This is a genomic window from Leptospira chreensis (assembly GCF_016919165.1).
Taxonomy (GTDB): Bacteria; Spirochaetota; Leptospiria; order Leptospirales; family Leptospiraceae; genus Leptospira_A; species Leptospira_A chreensis.
The window spans coordinates 339,471-365,531 of the sequence record NZ_JAFFPS010000071.1 but is presented as its reverse complement, the minus strand read 5'-3'; the positions used below and the strand labels follow the sequence as shown (position 1 = coordinate 365,531).

The window sequence follows — 26,061 nt, the reverse complement described above, 5'->3', positions numbered from 1 at the left end:
TTGTAGATATTTCGGAAAGATTCGTCCAATGGACGGTATGCAAACTCCTCCGCCTTCATTGGAAATGCAAATTCTCTCCGCCATGGAGGAGGTAGTCTTTTCAGCTAGTTTTCCGGAGTTAGAAATTATTTATGTCAGCCCTTCCGTGGAAACTCTCAGCGGATACCCAATAGAATTTTTCAAACATGAGTTAGGTGCTTGGCGAAAAATGATCCATACCGAGGACATACATATAGTCGAACACGCACTGAGTTCGTTAAACGAAACAAATAAGTTTCGAATCCGATATCGAATCCAAACGAAAGACAACCAAATCAAACTTGTCCAAAGCCAAGGCCGATTGATCCGAGATGAATCTGGAAAAATCTTACGATTTGATGGAGTGGTCACCGATATTTCAGAATTACTTTCAGTACAAGATTTTATTAAAAGTGAATCTACAGAAATTAAACAACTGTTACTCGAAAATAATATTCTTTTTAATGGAAGCCAAGATTCCATGTTCCTTGTCGAAGTGATGGAGAATGGAGATTTTGTCATCCGTCGGGTCAATACAGCTTATGAAAAAGCAACCGGTGTCATTCAATCCGCCATTCAAGGCAAAACTCCTATTGATCTTTTAGGGGAAATATTGGGATCCCCTGTGATCAGAAATTATAGAAATGCGATTCGGGAAAAACATACAATCTCTTATGAAGAAAGTATCCCTATGCCTGCAGGAACAAAAATCTGGACTACGGCACTCACTCCTATTGAAGTCGATGGAAAAATAAAGTTTATTGTCGGATCAAGCAAAGACATAACAGAACAAAAACGTGCTGAAAATGCCTTAAAAGAATCTAACGAAAGATATGCGTTAATTTTAGAAGTGAGTTCCGATGGATGGTTTGACTGGGATTTGGTGAACAATACAGTAATCTATTCTAGGCGATGGTGGTTAGAATTCGGAAACGACGAAAAATCAGATAATGTACCGATCAGTTTTTGGAAAAGTTTGATCCATCCCGATGATTCCGAATGGGTCTCTGAATTTTTAGAAAATATTTTATCCTCACAGAGAGAAACTTTCGAGTTCAGTTTCCAGATGAAAAAAAGAAAAGGAAATTATGCTCATGTTGTGTCTCGGTGTTATATCCAAAGAGATGCATCGGGAAACAAAATCAGAATGGTTGGATCCAATTCAGATCTAACAGAAGTCAAAAAAATAGAACATACCTTACGAAAAGCAAAAGAAATGGCAGAAGCCGCCAACCTTGCTAAGGGCAATTTTTTAGCCAATATGAGCCACGAAATTCGAACTCCACTCAATGGAATTATTGGTTTCACAGAACTATTGTTACATGCATCACTTTCAGATGAACAAAAAGAATATTTACGTAGTATCTATATTTCTGGAAAAAGTTTGTTATCCCTAGTCAATCAAATCCTTGATTTTTCAAAAATTGATTCCGGAAAGATGGAATTAGAACTAATCAGCACGGATCTTATCGACTTAGTTCAATCTACGGTAGATCTCTTTCAAATCTCTGCCGCCTCCCAAGCCATTCCTTTAAAACTAAAACTAGATCCAGGTTTACCCAGATTCGTATTTCTAGATCCTTTGCGAGTGAGACAAGTCCTTTCCAATTTGATTGGAAATGCCATCAAGTTTACTCATGAAGGGAAGGTAGAAGTTTCCGTAAAACCAATCAAACAAACAGGAGAGATGATCGACATTGAGTTCTCTGTGTCTGACACAGGAATTGGAATCGACATCAGTTCTCAGACTAAACTTTTTGATTCCTTCTCACAAGCAGATACTTCCATCACAAGAAAGTACGGTGGATCAGGACTTGGTCTCACGATCACAAGTGAACTCATTCACAAGATGGATTCTCTTTTACGATTCGAAAGTGAATTAGGAAAGGGGAGCACTTTTTATTTTGTTTTATCCCTCCATGTAAATTCCTCAGGATCAGTATCTTCCAATTTATTTGAAGAAAAACAAACCATTCCCGATGAATCTGCAATCATTGAAAACAATCAAATTCAAAATGATATTTTGATTGTGGAAGACAATGATCTAAACAAAAGACTGTTATCAAAAATGTTATTAAAAAGATATCCCAATATACAAATGAGATATGCCGCCGATGGTGCTGATGCCATCAATCAATTCAAACAAAAAGTTCCGGATTTAATCTTTATGGACTTACAGATGCCAGTTATGGATGGTTATACGGCCACAATGGAAATTAGAAATTTAGAAAAAGATACAAAGAAAAAAACTCCCATCATCGCATTGACGGCGGGAGCGTTTTTTTCAGTAAAAGATACGGCAATGGAATCGGGAATGGATGACTTTCTTACCAAACCACTTTCCTCTGCCGATCTTTACAAAACCGTTGAAAAATGGTTATCTTCAAGCCGCGTGTAATAGATATTCAAAAGCACTAATCGCAGCCTTTGCTCCCTCACCCATAGCAATGATGATTTGTTTGTAAGGAGTGTTTGTGACATCTCCACAAGCAAAAATTCCATCCACATTGGTTTTACATTTTTCATCGACCAGTATTTCTCCAAAACGATTGGTAGCTACTAAATCCTTCACAAAACTACTGTTTGGGACAAGACCAATCTGAACAAAAACTCCATCCAGTGGGATGGTTTCTGATTGTTCGGAACTTCTATCCTTATAAGTAAGTCCTGTCACCTTTTCCGTGTTGGTTTGGATTTCCATGGTTTGTGCTTTTACCAAAGTTTTGATATTGGAAGACTTGGCCACTTTGTCGAGTAACACTTGGTCCGCATTCAACCGATCACCAAACTCAATTAAGGTGACTGATTTTACAATCCCACTCAGATCCAAAGCAGCTTCCACTCCGGAGTTTCCTCCACCCACAACAGCCACATCCTTATCTTTAAAAAATGGTCCGTCACAGTGAGGGCAATAGGCAACACCTTTCCCCACGAATTCTTTTTCGCCGGGAACATTCAGTTCCCGCCATTTAGCTCCGGTAGAAAGGATGACTGTTTTTGTAAGAATCCGTTCTCCCGTATTCAAATGAATGGTTTTTAAATCCCCGGATTCAATTTTCAAAACTCGGACATTTTCTTTTTTGCGGATTTGGTTTTTATCCAATTGTTCGGACAAAACATGAGTGAGTTCTGGACCTGTTGTATAAGGAATAGAAATAATATTTTCAATTCCCAAAGTATCCTTTACTTGACCACCTAACCGATCAGCTATGACAAGAGTTTTTAATCCTTTTCTTGCTGAATACACGGCGGCAGTCACACCAGAAGGCCCACCACCAATCACAGTTACATCATAAATATCGGATGGATTTGTAATACCGGCATTTTCTTCTGTAGATTCAGGAACAGAATACAATTCTAAAAGTTTATCGAAGATAACGGAAGCTTCCGCCTTCCCAGAAAGAAAACGTTTTCCGTTTAGAAAAACTGCCGGAACCCCTTGGATGTTTTTTTCTTTCACAAGGTCTGGATACATAGCTCCATCAATCATGTTATGTGAGATCGAAGGGTTGACTAAAGAAAAACTATTGAGAGTTTGTACGACTTCGGGACAGTTATGGCAATCAAGAGAGATAAAGGTTTCAAAGTGTAAAGTTTCTTTTAATTTTGATACGGCAGAAAGGATTCCTTCTTCCAATTTGATTGGATTTCCACCCGATTGCAGAATGGCTAAAATCAAAGATGTAAATTCATGTCCCATAGGAATTCCTGAAAATTCAATTCCTGTTGGTTTTCCTTCCGAAAGAATGGAAAAACGAAGACCATCATTTTTATCCGAAGAATGTTCGAGACTAATGTTGGAACTTAAAGAGACGATATCATTTAAAAATTCAATCAACTCCTCACGTTTTTCATGAACTCCCGAAAACAAACGAATGTTCACCGGACTTTTTATCCTTTCAAAATATTGTTTTACTTGTTCTTTTGTTGATTCATCTAACATAATAACCTCCCGATTTAGGCGGGTTTCACCCCGCCTAATTTAGTTTAGATTTTTCCTACCAAGTCAAGACCAGGTTTCAAAGTGGAATTACCTGGTTTCCATTTTGCAGGACAAACTTCGCCGTCATTGTTTGCTACGTATTGTGCTGCTTGCACTTTACGAACGAGTTCTTCTGCAGAACGTCCAATTCCAAGGTCATGGATCTCCGCCGTTTTGATTACACCTTCTGGGTTCACTACGAAGGTTCCTCGAAGTGCTTGACCATCTTCTTCGATCATAATTCCAAATCCTCGAGTGATCTTCCCAGAAGCATCACCTAACATTGGATATTTGATTTTTTTGATGGTCTCACTTGCTTCGTGCCAAGCTTTGTGAACAAAATGTGTATCAGTAGAAACGGAATACACTTCCACTCCTAGTTTTTGGAGTTCTTCATAATAATCTGCTACATCGCCAAGTTCTGTAGGGCAAACAAAAGTAAAATCCGCAGGATAAAAAACAAATACGGACCATTTTCCGAGAACGTCTTTTTTGCTAATTTTTTTGAAAGCGCCGTTGTGGAAGGCTTCCGTAGTAAAGTCAGGAATTTGAGTGTTGATATTGGACATTGAATATCCTCCTTTGATGTTAAGAAGAATATACTCCCAATTTGATCATTTGTAAAATAAATACTATAAATGACAAGATTTACAAAAGCTATTGCCCAAATTTGGTCTAATCTTGGTTTAAAGACACTCCAATGATTTTGAATTTTTCTTTGGAATGGTATTCGCTTGGAATCACACTGAGGATCAAACTTGTGAGTTTTTTTAGAATTTTGGTTTTGTAAAATCCCTTCTTATAAACCAAACTAATCTCCCGAGCCGGTTCCGGAGAATCAAAAGGAACAATTCGTTCCGAGGATTTCTCCACAGACAACTTAGGGAGGAGAGTGACACCAATTCCCATATCCACCATTCTTTTGAGTGTCTCCACACTTCCACTTTCAATCTTTGCCAGTGAGTTCCGATTACAGATTTTTAAGGACTGATGGCGAAAACAATGTTCCTCACCTAGCACAAGTAAAGGATACTTTTCAATATGTTTCATGGAAACCGAGGAGGATTTTTCTTTGGCATTTTTCGGATAGTAAACAACAAAGGGTTCATAGTAGAGCGGATGTTCTACGATATTAGGAATTTTGAGCGGGGTCGCAAGAATTCCCAAATCAATCTCTTCCGATTCCAATTTTTCCAAAATAGAAAGAGTGGGTAGTTCCGAAATCCGAAAGTTCACCTTAGAAAACTCTGTTTGTAAACTCTGGTAAACAGAAGGAATCAAATAATTACTGACTGTCGGAATGATTCCAATGGAAATATTTCCCGCAGGTTCGTCCTTCCACTGGCCTGCGATTTCAAAAAGTTTGTCGGCCTCTTTCAGTGTATTTTTAGCCTGATCGACTACCGCTTTCCCTAATTTGGTGGTAATGACGGGATTTTTTTTCCGATCAAACAATTCAAAACCCAGCTCTTGTTCTACTTTTTGAATTTGTAAACTCATTGTAGGTTGAGCAACTAAACAATGTTCGGCGGCTTTAGCAAAACTCTTAAACTGATCTAAAGCGACGATATATCGAAGTTGGGTGATTGTCATCTACTTACTCTCCAAAAAAATAACTAAAGTGAATGAGAGACGGAAAATCAACTTGCATTCTCTCTGTACGCAACTATCTTTAGCCGATAGCGATGAGATTTCTCTCATTTATTTTCCCCTTTTTACTTACTGCGGTATTTTCGCTTTCCTCGGAACCACTCAAAGTAAGTTCTAAGTACCTAACGACTTTGTCCGAGGGCTGGACATTTACGTCCCAAGGGGAAACAAAACCCATCCAAGTCGGCAAAGGCCTCTCCTTACAAGGAATGAACCCACCGGTTCACGGATCTTACAAAACTAGCTTTTATTACGAGCCAGACAACAAACCCCTGGGTATCTACTTAGACCGTGTCCAAGAAGTCGACAAACTTTTTATCAATGGAATTTTGTTAGGGAGTACTGGTGGTATCTCAAAAGAAGGATTGTATTTACCCAATTGGTATTACAAACGTTTGTACTTTATTCCAAGTTCTGTACTCAAAGCGAACGATGTCAACGAACTCGAATTAGAAATTCACTTTCGGAACCAAACCTTTCAAGGCGGAATTTTTAGAAAGATTCCCGTGATGGGAAACTATGACCACTTACAAGAATTTATTATCAACGAAGATGGACGAGATTTCTGTTTCATCATGTTGTTTTTTGGAATTGGGGCTTACCAAATTTTTTCAATAATATTAAAAAGACAGGCAAAAGCAAATTTTTATCTTTTATTATCCACGTTAATTTTTGTTATGTGGAGATTACCGCTCTTAAATATTAGTTATACCTATACCAACTTTTCTTTTTTCTTTTGGTTAAAAGTATTTTTTACATCACAAACTCTTCTTCCTATTTCGATTTTTCTATTTAGTTATTCCTTGTTCCAAAATAAGTTTCATCTGAAAGAAAGGTTGCTTGTTTTTTTCCTACTCTGTATCGCTTTTATGCAAACTTGGGATATTCAAATTCCAACGAGAATCTTACTTCTACGAATTTGGGAATTCTCTTTGATAGTGGTTGTGTATTTTATCATCCGAGGAGTGGTTCGAGCAGCAAAAGAAAAAAAGGCCGAAGCTTATTTTTTAGCAGTGGGATTTATTTGTATCTGCATAGGTGCTACGATCGACATCATGATTGATGTTACCTCAGGAAAAAATATCTACTTAACGCAGTATGGTTTTTTAATTCTAATGATCCTCTCTGGGGTTGCTATCTCCTATCGACATGCAAAAAACGAAAAAGAACTTTCTGTATTAACTAAAGATTTGGAAATTCGTGTTCACGAAAGGACCATTGAACTTCGAGAAAAAAATCAAGACTTAGAACAAGATTTATTTTTTGCATCCCAACTTCAAAGTTACCTTCTACCCAAAGAACACCCGAATACATTAGGAATCCGAATTCATACAACTTATTTACCAATGAAACAAGTAGGTGGAGATTTGTATGATTGGGTGGAGTTAGACAACAACCGTCTGCTTTTGTTAATTGCTGATGTTGCAGGACATGGAGTTCCCGCAGCCTTTATATCATCAATGGTAAAAGTACAATTTAGAGAGTCTACAAAAAGTATCAACTCACCGAAAGACGTACTCGAACATATGAACCGAGCTCTTACTTCTCTTGTGAGTCGGTATTTTATCACAGCCTGTTGCGCACTCCTTGATACAAAGGAAAAAACAATCACCTTCTCGACTGCGGGCCATCCAAATCCACTCATTTACAATCGGATCAAAGCCAAGTTCGAACTTATGCAAGTAAAGGGTCCCATCATTGGTTGGAAAGAATCCTTCACGTATAGTGAATGGACCCACAAAATGGAAGCCGGCGATCGTTACTTTTTTTTCACCGATGGTGTGACAGAAGCTCGTGCCGAAAATAAATTGTTTGGTGAAAGCAAAATACTTGATCTACTGGAGAGAGGAAAAGACAAGGATATAAAATCATTGTCCCAGGAAATCATAGTTCAAATTTCAAAATTTTCGGAAGAGGAACTGAAAGACGATGTCACTTTTTTCTTTATTGATGTAACATAAATTAAATTCATGGATTCTTCCACCTATTCAGTATTAATCATTGAAGATGAATATCCTGCCAGGATGCTCATGATGGACTATATCATGAACTGTTCCGAATTAAAACTGGCAGGCATCGCAGAAAGTGGGGACAAAGCTTTAAACCTTTTACAAGAGAAAAAATTTGACTTAGTTTTTATGGATATCAACCTTCCTGCTGTGAATGGAATGGATATCTTACGAAAGGAACACAACAAATCCACATTTTTTATCATTACCACTGCCTACAGTGAACATGCCGTAGAAGCTTTTGATTTGGATGCAACGGATTATTTACTCAAACCCTTTTCCTTTGAACGATTTCGAAAGTCTGTAGATAAGGCCTTACGGTTTTTACAAGAATCGAAACAAATAACTCCACCGGCACAAGAAAAACAAACTCATCTCAAAATTCAGTCCGATTCGGCAGTATTTTTATTACCGTTTCAAGACATTCACTTCATTTCTGCAAATAACAAAAGTTGTGTGATACATACTTCCCAAAAAGATTACGAAACTTCAAAACTACTGAAAGAAATTGAAGAAAAGTTACCTTCCACACAGTTCATTCGCATCCACAAAGGATTCTTAGTAAATCTGGATTTTGTGACAAGTCTCCGATATGATAAGGGTGGGTCTTACACCATCCAACTAAAAAACGAGGACGAAACCACTCTTCCCGTTGGCCGTTCCTTTGCTCAAAATTTAAAAGAAGCGCTCAAACTGTAACCCATTCTGATTTCACTCCGGAATATGTAGCGTTCATTCCGAGTTAAGTAGTTAATCACCGTTAGTATAATTATTCCGTTGACCAAAGCCAAAGAAATGCGATTTGGATACGAACGGAGTCTTTTTATGAAACATCTTATTACCGCTGCCAGTATCTTTATTTTGTCTTTAGGTTTAGTGAATTGTGCCTCTTCTTCCGTAGGACTTGCGACTAGCAACAAACCAATACCAAACACTCCTTACGAAACTGTAAAAACCGTAGAAAAAACCTTTACTTGGTATGCACTTGACTTCATTATCTTTGGCCTTCCGTTTACAGAACCACCTGTCGGCGACTTATACGAAAAAGTTATGGAGGAGGATTCTGGGGACGCACTCGTTAATATTCGTTACTGGAATGACAAATCCATCTTTGGACCTATCACAAGATACAGATTCACTATCAAAGGTGATTTGGTTCGATTTTCATCATCTGCAACAACGACTAAAACCAAAAAATAATATTACCAATGATAACTTCTATTCTCAAAATCTTTATAAGTTTCTTCTCAGCTTCCATTATGCTTATGGGATGTATTGGCTCTCATGTCTCCAAAGAGATCTATTTGTATGATTCAGCTACAGTTGTACGTTCCACCGATTATAAAATTCTCGGGAAAGGAAAAGGGCAAGATTCCGCTTTTTATCTCTTAGGAATGTTTCCTGTGACAAAGGCACCTAATGTAGAATTAGCGATGAGTCAAATTTTAGAAAAATATCCTACAGGAAAAACTCTAATCAATATCAAAATCCAAAGAGAGGATAAAGCTTATTTCCCTCTTGGTTTGGTGACTGCAGTCAATGTAACCGCTGATGTAGTGGGTCAACCAGAAGTAACGGACATCACAACCACTGGAACAGGGACAGGGGCAAAAGGTACCAAATGAAAATCGGGACAATTACCTTTTTAATTGCTCTTGGATCTATCATCCATTGTGGACCCTCAGTGGATCGTGTAGACACTAGTGATGCACAAAGCCAAGTATATGCTGCTGCTAAATTTGCTTCGGAAAAATGTGGGAATCCTATTCCCAATCCACCGCTAGTCATCGTAAATAAACCAATTAAAAGAAATTTGGATTTGTGTACAATCTCGATCACCCGTACGGAATGTCCGTTTCTTGGATATCCCCTACCTTGCACCCTCATTTACCTCGAACAAGAAACGGGAGATATCCCTTGGTATTTAAACTTCAATGAAATCAGCAAAATTCAAATTAAATAATCGTATTTTAGTCGGGATTTTTCTCTTTAGTTTTGGATCCCCACTCCTTGCTGTGAGTATCCGTGCCAAATTGATTAATCCAAAAAAGGAAATTGCAGAAAAGAATTTATCTGTATTGGTTTTTGAAACGAAAAAATTTGCACAAACTGATGCGGAAGGAAATATAACTCTCGATTTTCCATCGCCGGGTGATTACACCTTGCGTTTGTTACGTGATTCAGGAATCCAGGAAATTAAAATTTCTGTTGGCTCTGAAGATGAATCAAGAACCATCTATACCGAAAAAAAAGCAAGTGCTCCAAAGACAGGTATTGTCGTAGAAGGAGAGCGGGAAAAAACGGTAGCTTCAAGAACTAAAGTTCGTTATGAAGAAATCAAAAGGATGCCGGGTACTTTTGGAGAAGCTCTTCGTGCCTTGGAAACACTTCCTGGAGTCATTCCCAATATTGGATTTGGTGGTGGTGCCAATGGTATTATCGTACGCGGTGCCAATCCCAATGCGAACACGTATCTTTACGATGACCTTCCAATTCTTTATCCATTCCACTTAGATGGATTAACTTCTGTCATTCATAATGATTTAATCAAATCCATTGATTTATACTCCGGCGCATACCCTGCTAACTTTAATAATGCGACTGGTGGTGTGATTGAAATTGAGACAGTAGACTCAATTCAAAAAACTAAAGGTGCCTTTCAAGTTTCCTTATGGAACACAACAGCTTATGCTGCGACACCTACTTCCGGAGGGAAAGGTTATCTCGCCATCGCCGGGAAACTTGGTTATTTGGATAAATCTTTGGGTGCCACAGGACTTTTGCCAGAAGGGATCAGACTTCCGCGTTATAACGATTCACAGATTAAATACGTTCATAACTTTACGCCAGAACACCAAATCTCTTTTTATAACCTATCGGCTCAAGATAACTTTGCCATCGACGTTCCCAATAAACCTGCAAATGACCCTACAGCTTCACCATTGGCACTTTTAAGCGGTGCGAAAGCAAGTTTCGGACAAAGTTTTCGAACAACAGCCCTTCGATACAGTTGGATTCCAGGTGATAAGTTTCAAAACCGTGTTACTTTAATTAACTTTGATCCTATCGGTGAGTATAATGTTGGTTTTGGAAGTATCCAAGGAAAACAATACCAAAGAGGAAGTTATGTAGGTGTTCGTCAGGATGCGTATTGGACAGCAACAAAATTTCTAAAAGTAGATTTTGGAACAGAAGTGAGAAAATTTTCCTTCAGAGATTATGGAACAGAGGTTGCCTTACGTGATCCCACCAATCCATCACCTAACCCTTACAACTCGGCAAGTCCTGATTTCGTTGGTCGGCCCCTTAGTATCCAAGGAAATACCCCATATTACAATGCATATACGACACTCCATTTTAAATTTGGAAACTTTCTATTCGAACCAGGTGCACGTTATGATTATGTTCAAGTCACTGGTAATGGTGCCTTAACACCGAGAGCCACAGCTTCCTATACGTTTCCAGAAGTTGGAAAAGGGATGACAATCTATGGAAGTGGTGGAGATGTATCTAGATTTCCTTTAACTACTAATTTTAATGCGGAAACAGGAAACCCTGATTTACGATTCGAAAGAGCAAGAAAAGTCAGTGCCGGTATTGATCAAAAGATTGATCAAGTGTGGCAAGTAAAAGTAGAAGTATTCAAAAACCAGTTCACCGATACTATCATTGATGATCCATATATTTCCTCTCCTGTTGGTATGAATCCGGACAAAGGACAATGGTTAACTCAACCCATCGTCGCCAATCGTCCGCTAAACTATTCAAACAGAGCATCTGGTTGGTCCCATGGATACGAACTTTTGATTCGTAAAAATGCGCGCCCAGGTACTAGAGATTGGTTTGGTTGGATCTCTTATACTTGGTCACAGTCCTTTCAAAACACAAATTTATACCAAGTTTATGAAGGTGACAATTCGCAAGTTGGCGGGATTGAAAGAAAAATCCTTGCGGCTTACTTTCCAAACTCAAAAGAACAATTAGCTCCATGGGACAGAACTCATGTTGCCAACTTTATTTATGGTTGGAGAATGAGTGAAGGTTTTCAAATTGGTGGTCGATGGAGTTATTTAACATCGGTTCCTTCAAGACCAGTGGTTGGTGACGATGGTGGTAGATTTTCGAATCCACTCAATGGACTTACCTATTGGAACCCACAGTATTCGAATAACCCTAATTCACCCCAGTATGGATATGTGAAACGCGGAACTGACTTTCATAGATTTGATATTCGATTTGATATCTTTGAAAACTATTCCTGGGGTTTTATAAACTGGTATTTAGAAATCGTAAACGTTTACATGAGAAAAAATAAAAATGGTTATGATTATGATAACTCAAGACCGTTCTCAGCGACAAACCCTAGACAAAATGATACCTTCGGAACCTTAGAACTTCCGGGAGGAACAGTCATTCCTTTCTTCAACGTAGGTATGGAGGTACACTTCTAATGAAATATGTAATCCTTCTTATTTGTCTCACAACCACCTTTGCTTGTAGTGAATCTAAAAAAATTGAAGATTCCTACAAGGAAACAGTTTTGTTACAATATCTCGCCACACCAAACGCACCGCAAGAAACATGCGAATCAATCATCACAAATAAAGATTTATGTTTCAAGGCTTATGCTACTGCTGTTGGTGGAACATTCACAGAAACGACTGCGGCAGTAAAAACATCAACCTGCCAAAATATGATTTCAAATTCAGCTTATAAATACATGTCTGGTATTGCACAAACCTGTGCCTTTAACTGCCAGGTAACCGATTGGAAATCAAAAACCAGTTCAGGAATTTGTGCTCAATCAACAATCCCTGCACTGATAGAGTCTAGTCTAACTTCTAGTTCAGCAATTTCTTGTTTAAGATCTTGTTTTGCGACAACTAACAATCAAATTAGCGCGGATCAGATTCCATTATATTTATTATTTAATAACATTCAAAACGGAGAATAGTATGCAAGAGTATGTAGAAATAGGTGAAGAATTAATCTTTATTGCAATGGGAGTGGCGAGTGTGATCGCATTAGCAGTATTTGCGGAAAGGTTAATTTACTATAAAAAAACTTTAGGTAAAAAAAACGAAGACTATCTAGCAGAAGTTAGAACTTCATTACAAGAAGAACCAGAAATTCACTGGAAAACTGATGCCGGCGAAGAATCCATTTATACAAGATTCGTTCAATTTGCACTCAAACAATTAAAACTAGGGCGAAAGGGATTGGATGAAAGTTTAGATGGCCAAATTCTCTCTGAAAAATTGGAACTAGAAAAACGTTTACCGATCCTAAACACATTGGGAAACAACGCTCCTTTTATTGGATTGTTAGGAACAGTTCTTGGTGTCATCAAGGCATTTTATGGTTTGGGAACCTTGGGAAGTTCTGGTGCGGAAGTGGTGATGCGTTCCATCTCTACAGCCCTACTCGCAACGGCAGCTGGTCTTGCAGTCGCAATTCCTGTGGTAATGGCAAACAATTATTTTTCTAGAAAGTCCAAGGTCATTTTGCAGAATATGGAAATTCTGAAAAAAGAACTACTCTCTTATCAAATGAATAAGACAAAGGTATAATTATGGCTGGAGCATCAGGTTCACAAGACGAAGAAATTGGAAGTATAAACATCACTCCCATGGTGGATGTGATTTTAGTTCTTCTTGTCATCTTTATGGTAACGGCAAACTTTCTTAAAAAAGAAAGTTTAAATATCAATTTACCAAAAGTACAAGCTGCTGATCCGAATGTTGCCGAGTCGGTACAGGTAGCAATCACCAAAACAGGCGCCATCCTTTTGGAAGGCAAAGACACAGATATTTCTGGTTTAGTTCGAAATCTCGAAAGAGAAGCAAAAATCAGACCTAATATGCGTTTAACGTTGTCTGCAGACGAAAGCCTCCCTTATGGAAAAATTACGGAGCTGATGGGAATCATCCGAAAAGCGGGTGTCACTAAAATTGCCCTCAGTGTAAAAAAATGAATCGTATCGCGGAATTATGGGTAATCTTTAAACAATCTGTCAAACAGAACAGAGAACGTTTGTTCCACGTATGTTTGATTGGTAGTTTGTTTGTCCATACCGCAACTTATGCTGGTTACAAAATTAGCCAATTACGTGGTGATGAAGTTGTTGAAGAATCAAACTTCGAAGATGTAGATGTTAGTTTCGAAGACATTCCTCCGGAACTCATTGGTGGTACATCCTCTCCTGCACCTATCGAAAAACAAGAGTGGGTAGAAGGAAGTAACAAAGACAAGGCCGATGAACCGGACAACTCCGATATCAATCCCAACCAACTTTCCGGAAATGGAACAGATAAAGATGGATACCTTTTCTCTTTCAACGGAGACAAAATGCCAACTGCGATCATTGACTTTGATTTGAAGGACTATTTTCCTCCCCAAGCCAAAGCAGCCAATATTGTAGAAAAACAAGTTGTACTTTTAGTACAAGTGAATGAAGACGGAAGTTTACAATCGGCAAAAATTGTTTCTGGTCGAGCAGGTTATGGGTTCGAAGAGGCCGCGATGAAACTCATCAAACGCGTTCGTTTTAGTCCAGGTTATGTGCAAGGCCAACCGAAAAAAATGGCGCATAGATTGCCTATTTTGTTTTCCTTAGAAGATTAACATACTCTCTATGAAAAACTTGGGGAGCAGATTTTTAGAAAGACCAACTCTATCCATCTGCCTCCTTTTCGTTGTTGCAAGTGTATCTATCACTTCTTATTTTTATTCCGTTCTAAAACCAACTGATGGTTCACTATCCGAATATTACTTAACAGAAAATACAGAATACTTTGTTGGTGACATCCCCACTGATGACTACGGGGTAATTGATTTTCAAAAGATGCACAAAGTGTATTGGGAATCAATTTCAGGTTGGATTGATGATACAGAACTCAAACGGATTACCGATTCCGATTTTATTTGGTTACGATCCAAAGCTTTTCCCAACCGACAAGAAAATAGAGAACTATATTTTCTACTAGAACATGCCGGACTCAATATAGAAATATTTAACTCATATGGTGATTCGATATTTAAATATGGAGAATTTTCAGAACAAGATAAACTTCCGAACATATTCCAATCAAAATTCGATTGGGTTAAGGTTCCAAATGATGATTCTGAATATTACTATTTACGATTGTATCACAAAAAAGGAATCCTCTTTTTAATTTCGATTATCGAAAACTTAGTGGGGAAACAAACTGCCCTATACCGCGAGATTGCTTTAAAAAATCTTACAGCAATATTCTTTCATTCATTCTTTTTAATGATTGGAATTATTTGTGCGCTGGTTTACTTTATTGAATACAAAAAACAGTATAATATCCTTCTCGATTTTGCATCGTTTTCCTTATGTTTTGGCCTCTTAGGACTTACGTCAAACGTACTCATTCGTTATCTATTCACCAATTCAGAAACATTATTTATACTCACGACCATATCTTCGAATTTTGTTTTTATCCCTATGTTATCCGGGGTTCGTCGGCTTTTTGGAACGGGAAGTTACCGCACACTTGATATACTCATCTACATAAACGTATTTATATGTTCGCTCACAACGGTATTAGTTTTTTCCCTTCCATTTTTTGATTCTTCACACTCATTACTAATCAGCAGTAGAAGTTTTTTTATTCTATTCAATCTTTTAAATATCATCGGCCCCATTTATGTAACTTTTGAAGCATGGAAAAAAGGAAACCAGGAAGCCTTCGGACATTTTATTGGATTTAGTGTTACCTTGTTTCTTGTATTTTTAGAAATTTATTTATCTATCAAATCCAATGATAACTCAAATTCCAAAGTGGTTCTTTGGGGAGTTTTATTTGGTGTGATCTCGCAAGGTTTTGCTTTAGAACGTACGATTTTTGCAAATAGACAAAAAGCTCAAGTCTACAAAGAAGATTTGTTAAAAGCAGAAAAATCTCTCAAAGAAAGCCAACTCAAAACCTTACAAACAAAAATGAGTCCACATTATTTATTTAATTCTTTAAATACCATCCATGCCCTTCACAAAATCAAACCAGAGTTAATTGGTGATGCGATTTTAAGTCTTGCAAACAATTATAGATTCATTTCAGACAGAACTGATAGAGATTGGATTCCCTTCGAGGAAGAATGGAATTTTTTAGAAGATTACCTTCACTTACAAAAACTAAGATTTTATGATACAATCCAAATTGATTTTAAAAAATCTGGGGACTTTTCTTCCGTAGTATTGCCACCTTTGTTACTCCAACCCATTATAGAAAACTCCTTTAAACATGGATTCCGTGGATCGGCTGATGACCAATTTCAATTATTCATTCATGCAAAGATGGTTCGGGATTCTGTTTTTAGTTTTGTAGTGTATGACAATGGAATTGGGATTCCAGAAGAACTACTTGCAGATAAATCAAAACTTTTAGAACGATCTTTGGGAAATATAAAAGAACGACTCAAGAATTTATATTCCGAGTTTAGTTTCGAAGTAACGCGAAATTATCCTGAAGGTGCAAGAACCGAGATTGAAATTATACTGACTTCTAGAGTTCCGCAAGTTCTCTAAGTTTGGTAGCCAAAACATTAGCAGAAACTCCACCGGGAAAGTTTGTGAGTGTGTTTAAGTTTTCATCCAACACATAAATAAAATTAGAATGATCAATTCTATAAGTATTTCCAGTTCCCACTTTCTCTCTGATAATTCCAAATAAATCTGTAAGTTTGATTAAAGACTCGGCATTAGGAGAAAGTGCTGTTAGATTTTTTCCCGGAAAGTTTTCTATATAGTTTTTCAACGTCGCAGGGGAATCCCTTTCTGGATCTAGTGTTACAAAAATAAATCGGAACCGATTCGACTTTTCGCCGAGTATCAAGGAAGCTCTTCCAAAATTTGTCAAAGCGAGAGGACACATATCGGGACAATGGGAAAATCCAAAATACAAAACCGATTTTTTTTCAGACCAAAACTTTGGTTCGAGTAAACTTCCATCTGGTTTGACAAAAGATAACTGTTTCCATTCTTCTTTGATTGTATCTTCCTTTGTTTTACAAAAAGAAAAAAAACTGAGCAAAATAAAAATACTTACTAGAGTTATACGGCGACGATCCAACCCATTCCTCCATTTTCAGCCATATGTGTTTGGTGCGGGTGGAACATATACCGACCTTTTTTCTTCAGAACAAACTCAATGACCACTCGTTCTGTTTGTCCCAGGGACACTACATCAGAATGCCCATCGGGAACGACACTTCCTAAATTTCGGATGATATCAAAAGTCTGAGCGTGTAAATGGAAAGTAATGATTGGTTCTCGTTCCATCATATTTTGAATGTAAAAACGAACTCTTTCCCCAACAGGAACTTTCATTGGATAACGATCATAAATCCCTGCAACACCATTCCAAGTATAGTAGTCGTTTTTACCCTTACCTTTCGTGTCCCATCCAGAGAATGTCAGAACAAATTCATGCGCTGGTTTTCGTTTCACCGGTGGATCCACAAGTAGAGCACCATACAAACCTTTGGCGGTGTGAACCATAAGTGGAGGGACATGGCAATGGTAAGGATGAAGCCCAATAGGTCCCGCTTCTATTTGATACGTCCTTTCACCGAATGCAGGAATTGGTTCCCATCCATCTTCTAAGGGATCATGGGTTCCATGAAAGTGCAAAGAATGGGGATCAGGACTAGAATTTTTGACATGGATTCGGAGTGTATCTCCTAAATTGGCTCGAAGTACGGGCCCTGGAACCAGTCCGTCAAAAGTCCAGGCAGGATAGTTTACATTATGTGCGATATTCATACTCAAAGGAAAAAGATTTAACTTAAAATCTTTTACTTTCGAATTCGTATTTTTATAGTTAGGTGGGTAGTAAAATCTTTCGGTGTATTCTTCTTTAATATAAAAAGGTGGATGGGCCATACTTCCATAAGTATTTGTTCCACGTAAACTCCCGCCAGCTCCAATTGAATTTTGGTAATCGTCGCTGACGGTGGGAGTGGTCACCACTCCAAAGTTAGTTGCAGTAGAAGGATCAGAAGGTCCACAAATTTCCTCAGAGTTTCGCGAATTGAATTTGATGGATCCAAACAACGACCCAACAAGTCCTGTAATTCCAAATCCCAGTGTTGTTAAAAAACTCTTCCGATCCATGATACCGCTCTCTAAAATCTTAAATGTGAGAAATTAAACTGAGTACCCAAACAAGAACCAACACCCCAAAACCACCGCCAACGGCGATTTGTTTGAATTTTTTTTCGTATTCGGTATCAGCTACTAGTAAATAGACAGCAGGTCCAAGAACAGGAACCACCAAAATCACAAGTGACCAAATGATTTGTTTTGTAGTATCCATTCCCTTTTGTTTCGAAAGTCCAAAGAGTGCTAGTGGCGCCCAAACCATTGTTAAAACAAAGGGAAGGTAATATGCGTAAGATCCGATAAAATAGGTCCAAAAACCTGGGTTTGCAAAAGTTGTTTCCATAAATAAACTCCTATATTAAACTACAGACGGTTCTGTAACCGCCGTCATCGCATAACCGGCATAAGCCAGAATCGTAAAGAAAAGAAAAATACCACCGATCACTACTGTGTTCCGAACAGTCTTAGAAATTTTAGATTCTTTAGAGTATAAATAAACCAAAGATCCAATAAACGGAACTAGTAGAATCAACCAAAAGTAATAATCTAACTTAGAACCTTTCGCAGAGAATCGATCCAAGATAGCAAGTCCCGTCCATGCGGCAAAAATGGCAAAGGGCAACAAATATCCCATAAGATGGAAATACCATGTTTTGATGGTTCCCGGAAAATGAACTCTCCAGCCCGAAGTATACATAGGATTAGTTGCTGCATCAAATTCAGCTTGGCTGAGTTTTGGTAATTCCGCAGAAGCAATCAAACCTTTGTTTGTTTCAAAAACATCATGGGCAGGGCTTACATTTCCAAAATTTTCTTTAGGCATAGTCAATTGTGATGGTGGGATTGGTTGGTTTTTATAAGAACCAAGTACAAACTCACGAAGGTTTGCCTGCACAAAGAGAGCCAATAGTCCAATACTAGAAGACAAGTCACCTACATGAGGATAACGAATGCCCGTGCAGGACTGAAAGGTTTCGAGGAGAGGTGGACTGGACACTCCATAAGAGTTTCCTTCAAAACAGTTCCCCACATTCACAGGCCCACTGAGCGCAATGTCTCCCCTGCCGGAATGATAAACTTTATTGTTCCTCACTACGTTGTTATTGGAGATCCAAATGTTTTCGTCGATATTCATCGTGACTAAAATTCCATAGTTTTTGTGATTAAAAACTAAGTTATCTTCCACTAAATTTTCTAAGGCACCAAGCAATGCGATTCCGTTTCCGATGGATGGGTATTCCAACTTTTTGGAAGGAGCATTGGTATTGTTATTATCATAAACAATATTTTTCTTTACCACAATTTGTTTTTGTGGAGGAAGTAACTCACGATCCAAGGTATTTGGACCAATTCCCAATTGGTTTTTTCTCCATATAGAAGATAATAGGTATAAGTTTCCACTCGAGTTGGTTCCGGAATATCCAAGTGCATTGTTCTCTGAAATGATGTCATTGATTATCGCATTACATGGATTACACTGCCCTACATAAAATCCAGAATCTGGAGATCCGGAAGCATAAGAATGTTCCATCAGTCCATCAACCGAATCAAAGGCATAAATTCCGTAATCACCATTGTTATAAGCTGTTAAGTAAGATCCGCGGTAACCTTTCACTCCAGTCCAATACACACCATTCAGTGTAGCATTTCTTGTTGTTAGGTTTTCTACAGCGACACCGTCAGCTCCCACAATCATGATCCCGTTTCCACGTAGAAACTCACCGTCGATAATGGTTTCATTACGATCTTCCCCACGAATCACAATCGAAGGTGTGGTGACAGTGACTTCTTCTTTATAAATCCCTTTGGCAACAAGGATTAAGTCACCAGGAGAAGCTGCATCCACTGCATTCTGAATGGTTTTGTATTGAGAAGGAACCTTACGAGTCACTCCTGTCCATTTTTTGGATATCTTTGATTTGGCAATGTTCGACTGCGGATTGAAAGAGGCATTTCCAACCACAGCAACACCGGTCATTCCGATTTTACCATCTGGTGATGCATGAAAAGAACAGAAGTAAGGAAACACACCTTCTTCAGGAAAGAACACATCGGTATGCGCACCACGAAACATAGCTAAATTTCCAAATGTTTTCTCTGTAGACCAATCTTTGGTGATCGAGATGGCATTGTGAGGATTGTTTCCTTCGTTCACAAATCGAATTTTGCCGCCTTTAAAAGTTCGAATGACTGGCGGGTGGAAGGCATTATCCATCATCGTGACGTGGACAAAGGCCGAATTGGCAGGATCTTCTGAACTGCAATGATTCATACCAAGTGTTATGAATACCGCAATTGAGATTCCTAATAAAATCTTTTTGGTCTTTTTCATAGGTCTTTCCCAGAACATGAGGATTTCCTCACATTTTGAGAATTTTACACCTGTGTTAAAACTTTGTCAATGTTAAATCAAAGGAAGGAGGAAAAATATACAAATAACAAACTTTTTAATTCGGCGATCACTGCCTTCTTTTCGGCCGCTTTTCTCTTTCTTTGGGCAATTTTGAACACCGCATCCACCGTTTCCACGATCATGAGCGCACGGTAGTAAGCTTGTTTTTTCTCCACTTTAGGAAACAAGGCGAGGATCACTTTTTCAGCAAGGGACTTAGCGAACCTTTCATTACTTTCAATATCCAATTGCAACAATGCTTGGTTGGTATAAAGTATGGAATTGATCAAACGATAGCCTTTCACTTCACTTAATGTTCGTTCAAAGGCATGAAGAGTGAATTCAATGAAGTCAGGAGAAAACTTTTTTTTCTTTTTTAACTCTTCATCTAAAAGTTTAAAAAAATAATCATGCAGGATAAAATAACAAGATTCTGCATGGGAATAAATAATGGATTCTTTGTTCGGAAAAAATTGATAGATGGAACCAACAGAGATCCCACTCCTTTCCGCAATCAAATCTGTAGTCAAATCATCATACCCAACTTCACCTAACAATTCAATAGCGGTATCAACAATTTTCTGATACCGTTCAATCGAACGTTTCTGTTGGGGAATTTTCCGTGGATTTAATTTTATATTCATTCAGATCGTAATGCAACGATCGGACTCAATTTGGCAGCATACTCCGAGGGCCACCAACCAAACAAAATTCCAATCGATATGGAAAAGAGAAATGCAAATCCAATAGAAGGAAAGGACAAAACAATCGTCCAACCAAAGTATTCTTGTAAAAATAATACGGCTAGGATTCCAAAAACAAGGCCTACGATCCCGCCGGTCAAACTCGTTAAGGTAGATTCAATTAAAAACTGCATCCGAATGTCGGACTCTCTCGCCCCGAGAGCTTTTCTGAGACCGATTTCTTTTGTTCTTTCTTTTACAGACACTAACATAATATTCATAATTCCAATCCCACCTACCATGAGAGAAACCGTGGCAAGGGCAATGAGAAGAGTGGTCATGGTTTGGTTGGTTTCAGAAACTGCAGATTGGATGTCGGCCATATTCATCACTTGGTAAAGATTTCCCATAGATTCATTGGTTCCGTGCCTTTCATGTAAAAATCGTTTTAAAGAAGTTGTGAATTCTTCGGAAGATTCGATTTTCTCCAATTCCATTTCCAAACTATCAACGGCATCTTTATTTAATAATCTTCGCATAGCAGTGTTTAGTGGAATCAAAACCACATCGTCCTGATCACGAAATCCCGCACTTCCTTTTTCAGGCAGGAGGCCAATGACTCGAAACAAAATCCGATTTACTTTTAAATAAGTACCAACAGGATTTTTTCCTTCATAGAGTTCTCTGACCACCGTGTTTCCTACAAGACAAACAAGAGCTCTTTTTTGGTTTTCTTCTTCTGTAAAAAATCTACCTTCTAATGGTTCTAAATTGCGCAGGGTTTCATAGTTGGGACTTGCTCCTGTAATATAACTATTCCAGTTCCGATTTCCAAAAACTAGTTGCCCTCTTCCGTTCACAACAGCGGAGATTTGTTTTACTTCTGAAAATTTTTTAGCAACGGCCCCCACATCAAAAACATCCAACCGGTTGACGGTTCCTGCTTCTAAGGATACACCTCCACTCCTCATCCCTCCCGTACGAACAATGACTAAGTTAGCACCTAACGAAGAAAATTGTTCTTCCACTGATTTTTTCGCCCCTTCTCCTAGTGCCATCACTGAGATCACACAAACAACACCAAATAGAATTCCAAGAGCCGATAAAAAGGTACGCAAACGATTGGAGGATAAGGAAAACAATGATTGTAAGAAGATTCCTTGGAAAAGGGGCCAACCTGATTTCCGATTTAGATTTGTTTTTGGTAAAAGATTAGAATCTTTCTTTTTCTTTTTTCCTTCATCAGATACAATCCGTCCATCACTCACATGGATGATTCGATCACAATACTCTGCCATCTCTGGTTCATGAGTGACCATCACAATGGTTTTTCCTTCTTCATGAAGGCGTTGTAATTCCAACATGATTTCAATTTTACTTTTGGAATCTAGGTTTCCCGTGGGTTCATCGGCAAAGATGATGGGCGGATCAACAAGTAAGGCACGCGCAATGGCTACTCGTTGTTGTTGTCCACCGGAGAGTTCATTCGGAGTGTGATGCACTCGATTTTCCAATCCGACTTTTTGTAACTGTTCTACAGCCCTTTCCTCAGTATGATCTACATTTGTATATAACGATGGCAAACTCACATTTTGAGATGCATTGGATTTAGATAATAAATGAAATTGTTGAAAAACAAAACCGATGAGGCTCCCCCGTACATCGGATAACAAATCAGAGGACTCCCCATCTACTCTACGACCAAACAATGTATAGGTGCCCGAATCCACATGATCGAGAAGTCCCATCACTTGTAATAACGTGGATTTACCGGATCCAGAAGGGCCCATTATGGCGACAAACTCACCTTGTGCGATCTTTAAATTGATCCCAGCAAGAACTGGGAATTTCGACTTTCCTATCGTATAGGATTTGTTTAGGTTATGAATCTCAATTGCTAACAATACTATCTCTTTGGTATCTTTGGTGAAGAGAACGGACCGCCACTACTTGACTTTTTCTCTTCTTGGACTTTTTTCTTTCGATACACAATTTCATTTTCCGTAAGACCTGAAAGCACTGCCGTATTTTGTTCATCAGAACTTCCGATGTTCACTACCGTTTCCACAAGTTCACCATCAATCTTTTTTGTAACCTTTCCTTTCCCAGACCCACCTTTGACAAACTCATTGGGAAGGAGTAACACATCCCTCTCTTCGGAAAGGATAAAGTCTATGGTAATCGACATCCCACTTCTCAAATATTCGGGGATGGTTTTTAATTCCAAATCAACATTGTACATGGTTACATTGTTTTCTGTCACCGCTTCGTATCCAATATGAGTCACCTTCGCTTGGATGGGAGTGTTTGAATAAGAATCAACAATGACATTGGCAGTCTGGCCTATTTTTATTTTTGATAGATCCGTTTCGTCTACTTTTGCCTGAATCATTAAATTATCAGAAAGTACATAAAGGATGTCTTGTTGTGTGACGGTTTGTCCAGGACTAATGTTTGATGCAATCACCAAACCACGTAAAGGCGAAATTACAGGCGTAGGTTTATAAAAATCTTCCCATTTTTTTAATTCATCTTCTCCTTTGGCTCTTGCCGCATCGAGAAGTGCAGCTCTCTCTGTAGAACTCATCCAAGCAATGATTTTCCCACGACCCACATGATTCCCTTCATTCACGAGAATCGATTCCACTCGTCCCGCAATCGGAGGTTTGATTTCCAATCGGTTTTTCGGGATGGCAGTTCCTGTGGCTCGAACCGTAACAATCAAATCTCCACGAAATACTTTCGAAGATTCCAGTTTGGTATTTGATTTTGATTTACCGAAACCAAATAGATAAACCGTTACAGAAATAATAATAACAACAATGGAAATGAATACAAATTTAATCTTCATCAAAACACTTTCCTAAATTTCGCAAATAAGTAGCTTCTGCCAAACTCAGGTCCCTTTTACCCAACAAATGATTTTTTTCACGATTGATTAAATCGTTTTCGATAATGTCCCAATTTTCAAAACTAATTAGTCCATTGGAGTATTGTGACCTTGCAATCATTGCACGAATCTCCGATGCCTTATAAAATTCTGTTAACACGACTAATTGTTCCGAAGCATTTTTAAAATTTAAATGGGACTGCTCCAAAGAAAACGAAAGGGAATTTCTTTTTGAATCTCGCGTATGGATGGATTTTTCATATTCTGTTTTGGCAATCTTTACATTATAATAATCTCGACCGCCATTAAACAATGGATAGGTTAAATTCAATCCAAAACTATAATTTCTTGGTTTTGGCAACCAAACATCATCTTGTCTCGTCATAGTGGCACTTAAATTTAAGTCAGGATAAAACCCTGCTTCTGCCACACCAATATTGGCCTGAGCCGCTCTTACTTTGGACTGTTCTGCCATGACGGATGGATGTGATTCCAAAAGTGATTCTTTTTCTTTTTCCGAATATTTCTTCTCTAGAACTGGTTCATACGCAAACTCTGAATTGATATTGATGTCCAAATGATTGGCAATCACTCTCTCTACTTCATTCAGGTTACTTTCAAAAAGTCGAAATGCAGAAGAGACTTCAAACTCTGATTGTTTCACAAAGGATTCACTCAGTAAAAAACTACCTTTGTGTTCCCGCCCCACTTCATAACGAAGTTTCACTAAATCACGATTTTTGGTCCGTCTCTCCTTGATTTTTTCGGAAAGTTGGTGGAGTTCTTTTGCATACAACATCTGTGCATATCCAGACTTCAATTCAAAACAAACCTTCAAGCGAGAATCATGTAACGTTTGTTTTGCTGCCTGGAGTAAAGCTTCTGTTTTATCGATCCCACTTTTATCTCGAAATCCAGCAAACAAGTTTTGGTTTGTACTAAGTCCCACGGAATAACGATTGACTGCTGTCGGCCGAGACTCTCCCGAACTGGATGTTTGTGTTGTATTCGAACCTGCGTTGGCCCCATTGATCAAAGGATCATTCACAGTACCCGAACCACTAAAGTTTGCAGACGACTGTCTTGCCGAAGCAAGCACATTGACTGTCGGCAAATACCCAGCATAACTTTTTTCATTTTCAAAAAAGGCTTTGTCGTAATCTGCTTTCGCCGATAAAAATTCGGGATTGGATTGTAAGGCAGTTTGCCAGAGTTCTTTCACCTGGATCGGTTTTGCGCTCAAAGTGACGAAACCGGAAACCGCTAAAGGAACTATTATAATTCTACTCAACTTCACTATATACTAAACCTAAGTTTGATCAGAAAAGTTCCGAAGATTGGAAATTTTTGAAAAAATTTACCAACTTCCAGAACTACCTCCGCCTCCAAAACTTCCACCACCGCCACTAAATCCACCGGAACGAGAGCTCCCACTGCTGGACCAACCACCACTAGAACTTCCAAATGATCCCCCAAAACTCCCTTTCTTCATCCGCTTCCGTCCATGTGGAGTTAACAAATGATAGAGTTTATAGATCCCAACTCCAATAGCATAAATTAAAAATATAGAAGCTCCGATATTGGCCCCATAGATGGCAGTGGGAAACAAACTCCAAAAAGGAAATAAAAAGAAATAGAGAAACCAACCAATATACGGTGTGTTAGCGGCCACATAAGTAAAAATTCCGAGTACAAACAAAACAAAAACGGTGACAAAAATTTTAATTGGTATAGGGATCTCTTCTTGGCCCGCGGATAGTTCACCCAAAAAGGATAATGGACCTAAATGAGAAAAATCTTCCGGCAGGGGAGCCGTATAGGAACCATCGATTCCACCGAGGATTGCATTCACCCCATTTTGAATTCCGGACTCGTAATCTCCCTTTTTAAAAAAAGGTTTAATTTCCTCATCTATGATATGATGGCAGAGAACATCCGTTAAACTTCCCTCGAGTCCATACCCAACTTCGATTCGCAACTTCCTATCATCCAAAGCAATGAGTAACAAAACCCCATTGTCTTTTTTCTTTTGCCCTAGTTTCCAAGTTTCAGCAACCCTAAGCGAATATTCTTCCAGGACCTCTCCCTCTAAGGAAGAAACCACAAAGACAACAACTTGGTTGCTGGTTCGATTTTCATGGTCTTTAAGTTGTTTCTCCAGGGCAGAAACGAAACCAGCATTCAAAGTCCAGGTTTCATCCATCACTCGAGCTTTTAAAGTGGGGACATCTTTTGCTTGGATAAAAATGGGAAGGAGAAAAAGAAGGGAAAAAATCAATATCCTTTGCATACAAGGATATTGATTTTAAAA

At 38.5% G+C, this 26,061-nt stretch carries 23 protein-coding genes and 1 pseudogene; 12 read left to right on the top strand and 12 right to left on the bottom strand.

Annotated features, from left to right (window positions below; genetic code table 11):
* Positions 1–37: 37 nt before the first annotated feature.
* Positions 38–2,416: a PAS domain-containing protein gene (locus JWG41_RS19955; RefSeq protein ID WP_205271424.1), complete on the top strand. Its 2,379-nt coding sequence runs from the start codon at positions 38–40 to the stop codon at positions 2,414–2,416.
* Here the strand turns inward: JWG41_RS19955 and ahpF are convergent.
* The 3 genes from ahpF to JWG41_RS19940 all read right to left on the bottom strand — a co-directional run bounded on the left by ahpF (position 2,402) and on the right by JWG41_RS19940 (position 5,593).
* Positions 2,402–3,961 carry an alkyl hydroperoxide reductase subunit F gene (gene ahpF, locus JWG41_RS19950; protein ID WP_205271296.1) on the bottom strand — a complete coding sequence of 520 codons (1,560 nt, stop codon included), beginning with the start codon at positions 3,959–3,961 and terminating at the stop codon, positions 2,402–2,404. The two genes, JWG41_RS19955 and ahpF, sit on opposite strands and share 15 nt — an antisense overlap.
* Positions 3,962–4,005: 44 nt before the next feature.
* Positions 4,006–4,569, bottom strand: coding sequence for an alkyl hydroperoxide reductase subunit C (gene ahpC / locus JWG41_RS19945; protein ID WP_205271297.1), 564 nt, complete (start codon positions 4,567–4,569; stop codon positions 4,006–4,008).
* Positions 4,570–4,675: 106 nt separating this feature from the next.
* A complete protein-coding gene (locus JWG41_RS19940; protein WP_205271298.1) occupies positions 4,676–5,593 on the bottom strand; it encodes a hydrogen peroxide-inducible genes activator in 918 nt (305 codons plus the stop codon).
* 92 nt (positions 5,594–5,685) lie between these two features.
* Between JWG41_RS19940 and JWG41_RS19935 the strand changes: the two genes are divergently transcribed.
* The 11 genes and pseudogenes from JWG41_RS19935 to JWG41_RS19885 all read left to right on the top strand — a co-directional run bounded on the left by JWG41_RS19935 (position 5,686) and on the right by JWG41_RS19885 (position 16,210).
* Positions 5,686–7,611: a SpoIIE family protein phosphatase gene (locus JWG41_RS19935; RefSeq protein ID WP_205271299.1), complete on the top strand. Its 1,926-nt coding sequence runs from the start codon at positions 5,686–5,688 to the stop codon at positions 7,609–7,611.
* Positions 7,612–7,620: 9 nt separating this feature from the next.
* Complete coding sequence (locus JWG41_RS19930; RefSeq protein ID WP_205271300.1) at positions 7,621–8,358, top strand: LytR/AlgR family response regulator transcription factor; 738 nt, start codon at positions 7,621–7,623, stop codon at positions 8,356–8,358.
* Between the two features lie 126 nt (positions 8,359–8,484).
* On the top strand, positions 8,485–8,859 hold the full coding sequence (locus tag JWG41_RS19925) for an LIC20211 family lipoprotein (protein ID WP_205271301.1): 375 nt from the start codon (positions 8,485–8,487) through the stop codon (positions 8,857–8,859).
* 8 nt (positions 8,860–8,867) lie between these two features.
* Positions 8,868–9,284: a hypothetical protein gene (locus JWG41_RS19920; protein ID WP_232374110.1), complete on the top strand. Its 417-nt coding sequence runs from the start codon at positions 8,868–8,870 to the stop codon at positions 9,282–9,284.
* Positions 9,281–9,622 (top strand): hypothetical protein, encoded by a 342-nt coding sequence (locus tag JWG41_RS19915; protein ID WP_205271302.1) that lies wholly within the window; start codon positions 9,281–9,283, stop codon positions 9,620–9,622. The genes JWG41_RS19920 and JWG41_RS19915 overlap by 4 nt, the downstream gene beginning before the upstream one ends.
* The gene (locus JWG41_RS19910; protein ID WP_205271303.1) at positions 9,594–12,110 is read left to right on the top strand and encodes a TonB-dependent receptor plug domain-containing protein; all 2,517 of its coding nucleotides are present in this window, start codon (positions 9,594–9,596) and stop codon (positions 12,108–12,110) included. The genes JWG41_RS19915 and JWG41_RS19910 overlap by 29 nt, the downstream gene beginning before the upstream one ends.
* Positions 12,110–12,613 carry a hypothetical protein gene (locus JWG41_RS19905; RefSeq protein WP_205271304.1) on the top strand — a complete coding sequence of 168 codons (504 nt, stop codon included), beginning with the start codon at positions 12,110–12,112 and terminating at the stop codon, positions 12,611–12,613. The genes JWG41_RS19910 and JWG41_RS19905 overlap by 1 nt, the downstream gene beginning before the upstream one ends.
* Before the next feature lies 1 nt (position 12,614).
* Positions 12,615–13,229: a MotA/TolQ/ExbB proton channel family protein gene (locus JWG41_RS19900; protein ID WP_205271418.1), complete on the top strand. Its 615-nt coding sequence runs from the start codon at positions 12,615–12,617 to the stop codon at positions 13,227–13,229.
* A gap of 2 nt (positions 13,230–13,231) precedes the next feature.
* Positions 13,232–13,633, top strand: a complete 402-nt coding sequence (locus tag JWG41_RS19895) for an ExbD/TolR family protein (RefSeq protein WP_015681199.1) — start codon at positions 13,232–13,234, stop codon at positions 13,631–13,633.
* Between the two features lie 170 nt (positions 13,634–13,803).
* Positions 13,804–14,283, top strand: a pseudogene (locus JWG41_RS19890) (energy transducer TonB); the annotation flags it as partial.
* Positions 14,284–14,293: 10 nt separating this feature from the next.
* Positions 14,294–16,210 carry a sensor histidine kinase gene (locus JWG41_RS19885; protein ID WP_205271305.1) on the top strand — a complete coding sequence of 639 codons (1,917 nt, stop codon included), beginning with the start codon at positions 14,294–14,296 and terminating at the stop codon, positions 16,208–16,210.
* Here JWG41_RS19885 and JWG41_RS19880 read toward each other — a convergent pair.
* From JWG41_RS19880 to JWG41_RS19840, 9 genes are all read right to left on the bottom strand, one after another.
* Positions 16,188–16,754 carry an SCO family protein gene (locus JWG41_RS19880; protein WP_205271306.1) on the bottom strand — a complete coding sequence of 189 codons (567 nt, stop codon included), beginning with the start codon at positions 16,752–16,754 and terminating at the stop codon, positions 16,188–16,190. The genes JWG41_RS19885 and JWG41_RS19880 overlap by 23 nt on opposite strands.
* Positions 16,736–17,797, bottom strand: coding sequence for a multicopper oxidase domain-containing protein (locus JWG41_RS19875; RefSeq protein WP_205271307.1), 1,062 nt, complete (start codon positions 17,795–17,797; stop codon positions 16,736–16,738). Before JWG41_RS19875 ends, JWG41_RS19880 begins: the two co-directional genes overlap by 19 nt.
* A 19-nt stretch (positions 17,798–17,816) precedes the next feature.
* Positions 17,817–18,128: a PLDc N-terminal domain-containing protein gene (locus JWG41_RS19870; protein ID WP_205271308.1), complete on the bottom strand. Its 312-nt coding sequence runs from the start codon at positions 18,126–18,128 to the stop codon at positions 17,817–17,819.
* Between the two features lie 15 nt (positions 18,129–18,143).
* Entirely contained in the window at positions 18,144–20,117 is a 1,974-nt protein-coding gene (locus JWG41_RS19865) for a right-handed parallel beta-helix repeat-containing protein (protein WP_205271309.1), read from the bottom strand.
* A gap of 77 nt (positions 20,118–20,194) precedes the next feature.
* Complete coding sequence (locus JWG41_RS19860) at positions 20,195–20,821, bottom strand: TetR/AcrR family transcriptional regulator (protein WP_205271310.1); 627 nt, start codon at positions 20,819–20,821, stop codon at positions 20,195–20,197.
* The gene (locus JWG41_RS19855; RefSeq protein WP_205271311.1) at positions 20,818–22,764 is read right to left on the bottom strand and encodes an ABC transporter permease; all 1,947 of its coding nucleotides are present in this window, start codon (positions 22,762–22,764) and stop codon (positions 20,818–20,820) included. Before JWG41_RS19855 ends, JWG41_RS19860 begins: the two co-directional genes overlap by 4 nt.
* 2 nt (positions 22,765–22,766) lie before the next feature.
* On the bottom strand, positions 22,767–23,711 hold the full coding sequence (locus JWG41_RS19850; protein ID WP_205271440.1) for an efflux RND transporter periplasmic adaptor subunit: 945 nt from the start codon (positions 23,709–23,711) through the stop codon (positions 22,767–22,769).
* Positions 23,701–24,993 carry a TolC family protein gene (locus JWG41_RS19845; RefSeq protein ID WP_232374112.1) on the bottom strand — a complete coding sequence of 431 codons (1,293 nt, stop codon included), beginning with the start codon at positions 24,991–24,993 and terminating at the stop codon, positions 23,701–23,703. The genes JWG41_RS19850 and JWG41_RS19845 overlap by 11 nt, the downstream gene beginning before the upstream one ends.
* Positions 24,994–25,107: 114 nt before the next feature.
* Entirely contained in the window at positions 25,108–26,028 is a 921-nt protein-coding gene (locus tag JWG41_RS19840) for a TPM domain-containing protein (protein WP_232374113.1), read from the bottom strand.
* Between the last annotated feature and the right edge of the window lie 33 nt (positions 26,029–26,061).

Bases quoted from the DNA above. Each gene is read 5' to 3' on its own strand.
- JWG41_RS19955 (WP_205271424.1), top strand. From the start codon at position 38: ATGCAAACTCCTCCGCCTTCATTGGAAATGCAAATTCTCTCCGCCATG.
- ahpF (WP_205271296.1), bottom strand. From the start codon at position 3,961: ATGTTAGATGAATCAACAAAAGAACAAGTAAAACAATATTTTGAAAGG.
- ahpC (WP_205271297.1), bottom strand. From the start codon at position 4,569: ATGTCCAATATCAACACTCAAATTCCTGACTTTACTACGGAAGCCTTC.
- JWG41_RS19940 (WP_205271298.1), bottom strand. From the start codon at position 5,593: ATGACAATCACCCAACTTCGATATATCGTCGCTTTAGATCAGTTTAAG.
- JWG41_RS19935 (WP_205271299.1), top strand. From the start codon at position 5,686: ATGAGATTTCTCTCATTTATTTTCCCCTTTTTACTTACTGCGGTATTT.
- JWG41_RS19930 (WP_205271300.1), top strand. From the start codon at position 7,621: ATGGATTCTTCCACCTATTCAGTATTAATCATTGAAGATGAATATCCT.
- JWG41_RS19925 (WP_205271301.1), top strand. From the start codon at position 8,485: ATGAAACATCTTATTACCGCTGCCAGTATCTTTATTTTGTCTTTAGGT.
- JWG41_RS19920 (WP_232374110.1), top strand. From the start codon at position 8,868: ATGATAACTTCTATTCTCAAAATCTTTATAAGTTTCTTCTCAGCTTCC.
- JWG41_RS19915 (WP_205271302.1), top strand. From the start codon at position 9,281: ATGAAAATCGGGACAATTACCTTTTTAATTGCTCTTGGATCTATCATC.
- JWG41_RS19910 (WP_205271303.1), top strand. From the start codon at position 9,594: ATGAAATCAGCAAAATTCAAATTAAATAATCGTATTTTAGTCGGGATT.
- JWG41_RS19905 (WP_205271304.1), top strand. From the start codon at position 12,110: ATGAAATATGTAATCCTTCTTATTTGTCTCACAACCACCTTTGCTTGT.
- JWG41_RS19900 (WP_205271418.1), top strand. From the start codon at position 12,615: ATGCAAGAGTATGTAGAAATAGGTGAAGAATTAATCTTTATTGCAATG.
- JWG41_RS19895 (WP_015681199.1), top strand. From the start codon at position 13,232: ATGGCTGGAGCATCAGGTTCACAAGACGAAGAAATTGGAAGTATAAAC.
- JWG41_RS19885 (WP_205271305.1), top strand. From the start codon at position 14,294: ATGAAAAACTTGGGGAGCAGATTTTTAGAAAGACCAACTCTATCCATC.
- JWG41_RS19875 (WP_205271307.1), bottom strand. From the start codon at position 17,797: ATGGATCGGAAGAGTTTTTTAACAACACTGGGATTTGGAATTACAGGA.
- JWG41_RS19870 (WP_205271308.1), bottom strand. From the start codon at position 18,128: ATGGAAACAACTTTTGCAAACCCAGGTTTTTGGACCTATTTTATCGGA.
- JWG41_RS19865 (WP_205271309.1), bottom strand. From the start codon at position 20,117: ATGAAAAAGACCAAAAAGATTTTATTAGGAATCTCAATTGCGGTATTC.
- JWG41_RS19860 (WP_205271310.1), bottom strand. From the start codon at position 20,821: ATGAATATAAAATTAAATCCACGGAAAATTCCCCAACAGAAACGTTCG.
- JWG41_RS19850 (WP_205271440.1), bottom strand. From the start codon at position 23,711: ATGAAGATTAAATTTGTATTCATTTCCATTGTTGTTATTATTATTTCT.